General features: G+C 40.6%; 3 protein-coding genes. All 3 read left to right on the top strand.

From position 1 onward, the window contains the following. Window positions 1-265: 265 nt before the first annotated feature. Window positions 266-1849 (top strand): DUF6807 family protein, encoded by a 1584-nt coding sequence (locus ACEW8U_RS23835; RefSeq protein WP_373524562.1) that lies wholly within the window; start codon window positions 266-268, stop codon window positions 1847-1849. A 313-nt stretch (window positions 1850-2162) separates the two neighbouring features. Next, a complete protein-coding gene (locus ACEW8U_RS23830) occupies window positions 2163-4346 on the top strand; it encodes a hypothetical protein (RefSeq protein ID WP_373524561.1) in 2184 nt (727 codons plus the stop codon). Between the two features lie 6 nt (window positions 4347-4352). Further along, on the top strand, window positions 4353-4667 hold a 315-nt coding region (locus tag ACEW8U_RS23825), incomplete at its 3' end, for a twin-arginine translocation signal domain-containing protein (protein ID WP_373524560.1).

Genomic DNA, 4667 nt, shown 5'->3' with positions numbered 1-4667 from the left:
TACGCCACCCCAAGTGTGTATATGGTTGATGGGAAGCAATATGTGGTGATTGCTGCAGGTGGTGGCGGAAAAAACGGCACCAAAGTCGGAGATTCGGTGATTGCATTTGCCTTGCCGGACTGATGCCAACCTTTGAGGTTTTTTTCAAAACCTCGAAGGTTTTCAGGTCCAAAAGAAGGATAAATCTTCGAGATCTTAAAATCTCAATTCAGACTCAAATTCAGAATCCGTTCAAAAAATCTTCAAATAAGCTAAAATATTCAAAATGAAACTTTCCAATAACTACTTAATACCGCTGCTGCTGTCAATTTTATTGTCACTTTCCGCACCAACATTGGCGCAAAAAGGAAATTGGACAAGCATTTTTAATGGAAAAGACCTCAGCGGCTGGCAGGAGCTCAATGGGAAGCATATTTGGGAAGTAAAGGACGGGATGATCGTAGGAAGGACAGTTCCGGGTGAACCTAACGGGTTTCTCTGTACGAAACAGCAGTTCGGTGATTTTGTACTGGAGCTTGAGGTGTCCATCGATACCCTGATGAATAATTCCGGAATCCAATTCCGGTCCCTGAGTTATGAGGATTTCAAAAACGGCCGCGTCCATGGATACCAAATGGAAGTTGATCCAAAGCCACAGCAATGGAGTGGGGCCATTTATGAAGAAGGGGCGGACCGTGGCTGGATTTATCCGCCCGATAAAATGAGCCAAGCTGCGAAAGATGCCTTTAAAAGAGACAATAAAAGCGGGTACCAATGGAACAGCTACAGAATAGAAGCTGTAGGTCCCATGATGAGAACCTGGATAAACGGGGTTCCCGCAGCCCATCTCTTAGACGACAGATATCCCAAAGGTTTTATAGGTCTGCAATTGCATGCCAACAATGAAAACGATCCCCAAGGTAGTTTTTCAATACGCTTTCGCAATATCCGCATACAGACCGGAGATTTAAACCTCACCCCTTTGGATGATACTTTTGTCGTCAACCTGCTTTCAGAAAATCAAAAATCCAAGAGTCAGCAAATTGCCAAACCGTTACGGATCAAACAGGATCAGCATGCCGGGAGTATTTCTGTGTATAGCGCTAAATCAGATCAACCTATTTTAACCCAAATCGCCAGACAAAATGAGCGACCCTATATTCACCCCCTGATCGCACCTGATGGGAATGGAGTGATGACAGAATATCGGCCTGCCCACCACCCGCATCAAACAGGAATATACTGGGGACTGAAAAAAGTAAATGGGCGGGATTATTTTATGAACTGGAAAGATGATTATTGGCGTGGGGTTTCTGCCACTGTATTGGAAGCTGATGGGACCCAGGTAAAATGGCGGACGGTTTACGATATGTTGGATGAAAACGGAAAGACGATCATGGTCGAAACCCAAGATTGGACCATGCAGCATTTTGATGGACAATATGTGCTGGACCTGCAATGGACAGGAGAGGCCAAAGCCGATGTGCTGATGGAAAAGTTTTATGTGGGAGGGCTCTTTGTCCGAATGCCTTGGGTGAAGGAGACGGTAGGTGAAATCATCAGTGCTTCCGGATTACGGAATCTCGAACTTGAAGGGAAGCGTTCCATTTGGAGTGATATCGGGATCAAGCTTGACGGCCGGGATGATTTTGCACACATCGCCATATTTGACCATCCCGAAAACAAGGCCTTTCCGACTCCATGGCGGGTGGACAATGAGTTGGGAATGGGTCCATCCAGACAGATTTTGGGAGATTGGAAAATAGCGGAAGGAGAAAAGGAAGTCATCCGGTACAGGTTATTGGTTTATACCGGAGAGTTGGATAAGGGAATGTTGACAGCTATTTGGAAGGATTTTATTAAGCCTTGATAGAGAAAATAGTCTTGGTATGCTCAGGATAACCCAAAATATTTTTAAATCAAATACCACAAAAGCTTGGACTGTCGAAAGCAATCCCTAGATATGACCTTCAGTCAGAAAGTGAGGGATGGAGAAATGTCTTTTGCCATTCGATAATTTTTTTTTATATAATCATTTTATTAAATTATCATGGGGTCATTTATACTGAATATAGACTCTTAATATTGAGCAATAGAAGTTAACAAAATTCTATTTTATTGGATAGTATACAAATATGCTTTTCAAATATTACAATTTAAGCTAAAAACCTACCCAAAATTCCATGAAAAAAATCTCTCTGCTGATTGTCTTTTTAATATGCAATCTTTCAACTGCATACTGTAGTGATGTGATTTCTATTACCTATAATACCAATCTTGAACAACTTTCATTCGCTGTCAATAACTTGAAGGAACAACTTTTTTACAAAGGAAAACATTTGCGTATCAATGATATCAACAGTGGTTTAGGAGAAACTGATATTCTTGTTATCACCAAAGAAGATATTCAAAAGCCTTTGGATACCATGGTAACCGAGGCTGATTTTGAAGGGTTAAAGTCTGAAGGTTATAGATTTAAAAGAGTAAATAATAGCAATACACTCTTGGTACTTGCCTCAGATGAAAAAGGTGCAGCTTATGGCGTACTGGAATTGAAAGAGTACCTGGAGCTTAACTTGGATTTAAAAGAAATCAAAGATAAAGTGGTCAATCCTGCTTTTGAATACCGGATTGTCAAATACAATCTGCCATGGTCTCCTTATAGGTCCAATCTGGCAACAGAGGTCCACACCCATATCAGCAGGGATATTGTTTTTTGGGAAAGGTTCTTGGATATGATGGTTGAAAACCGGCTTAACGTGCTTTCACTTTGGAACAACCACCCATTTCCATTTATGATAATATCTGAAAACTATCCAAAAGCATGCCCTTTTAGCAAAGATGAAATGGAGGAATGGAAGACTTTTTGGAAAACACTTTTTCGGATGGCCAAATTAAGGGGGATTCAAACATTTATTGTTAACTGGAATATTGTGGTTTCTCCCGAATTTGCTGAGGCTTATGGCGTAAATGAATATAATGACCTTTCTGAAATAGTTAAAAAATACACTAAAGAATCAGTCACTCAAATGATCAATGAATACGAGGATTTGACAGGCATTGGAGTGACCCTTGCAGATTGGATGGGAAATTTTGGTGAGAAAGAAATGACTCCACAAAAAAGGGAAGATTGGATTGAAGAAACCATTGTGGCAGGCATGAAAGAAGCAAATAGGCCTGTCAAATTCATCCATAGATCTGTACTGGCAGGTGACCCTATAGCCATGAGAGAATTGATCGATAGGGCAGAATTGGAAGAACCGGCTTTGGTTGAGATCAAATTCAATTGGTCGCATGGACATTCCACTCCCAAATTGGCCATCACACATGATTACCACTCCGGAGAACTGGATGATAGATTTTGGAATCCTATGCCACAGAATTATAGGATTCAATGGATGATAAGAAATGAAGATTTTTTCATTTTAAGATGGGGCCAGCCTGATTTTATCAGAGAGCATATCAAAGAGAATGCAAAAGACTTTGTAAACGGATACTTTATTGGTTCGGAAGGGTATATCCCGGCAATGGACTATTCCCATAAACCTTCTCCTTTTAAAACCTGGCAGTATGCTTTTGAAAAGCAATGGATGTTTTATAAAACCTGGGGACGGCTGCTTTACCAACCTGATACCCCCGATAGTTATTTTATCAATCAATTTGAACTGAGATATGGAGTGGGGAAAGGAGCACCACTTTTGGAAGCTTCTAAATTGGCAAGTAATATGCCTTTGAGATTGGCTTCTTTTTATAGGTCAACATGGGACTATACGCTTTATTCTGAAGGATTTATTGAAGCAGAACCTTCCTCTAAAACGGAATGGTTCGATAGGTCATCACCCTTTATTTCTATTGACCAACTGATCAACCATGAAACATTGGATCCCGATATGATTTCGATTGTCGATTATTCCAAAAAAACCATGAACAAAGAAAAAATCGGATCAGATCAAATCACCCCGCTTGAATTAGCAGAGGAATCCGAAAATGACAGCAAACGTGCATTGGAGTTGATAGGTCCGTTATATTCCCAAACCAATGAATATTCCGGAGCGCTTGTGTCCGAATTGGATGATATCTCCACTTGGAGTTATTTGGGGATTTACTTTGCCGATAAATTAAGGGCAGGTGTAGCGCTTGAGGATTTTAGAAATACCGGAAATATTGAAAAAAAGAAATTGGCCATTGGTCTTTTGGAAAAATGCCTGGAGCATTGGGATCAGGTTATAAAATACACCAAGGACAGGTATAATCCCACGCCACATGTAAGTACCCAAAGATATGGGGAAAATTTCACGGAATTCTCTTGGGAACTTCTTAGACCTCAGGTTGTAAGAGATATTCAAATTGCAAAAGATTCAAAATAAACCATCATGAAAGGAAATTCAAACCAAATTCCACCCCAGTCCCAAATATCAAATGGTGATACATTGACCCGAAGAAATTTTATCCAAATGGGAGGAGTGGTTGCAGGTGGACTAATGCTAAGCCCTGCAGTAGCCACTGCTAATTTTAAAAATTGGTCCAAGGAATCTATAAATAGTCAGTGGTACCATAAGCCCGTAAGGATCATGCATACGGTTTTGAGGGAAATTGATGCACGCAATTATGATTCTGGTAAGGTGGTGGATTACCTCAAAAAAGGCGGATACAATACCTTGTGTGTTAATGCGGGGGGGATTGTGGAT

Source organism: Aquiflexum sp., assembly GCF_041751335.1.
Taxonomy (GTDB): Bacteria; Bacteroidota; Bacteroidia; order Cytophagales; family Cyclobacteriaceae; genus Aquiflexum.
The sequence above is the reverse complement of the archived record's forward strand: the minus strand, read 5'-3'. Positions and strand labels throughout refer to the sequence as shown.

Bases quoted from the DNA above. Each gene is read 5' to 3' on its own strand.
- ACEW8U_RS23835 (WP_373524562.1), top strand. From the start codon at position 266: ATGAAACTTTCCAATAACTACTTAATACCGCTGCTGCTGTCAATTTTA.
- ACEW8U_RS23830 (WP_373524561.1), top strand. From the start codon at position 2,163: ATGAAAAAAATCTCTCTGCTGATTGTCTTTTTAATATGCAATCTTTCA.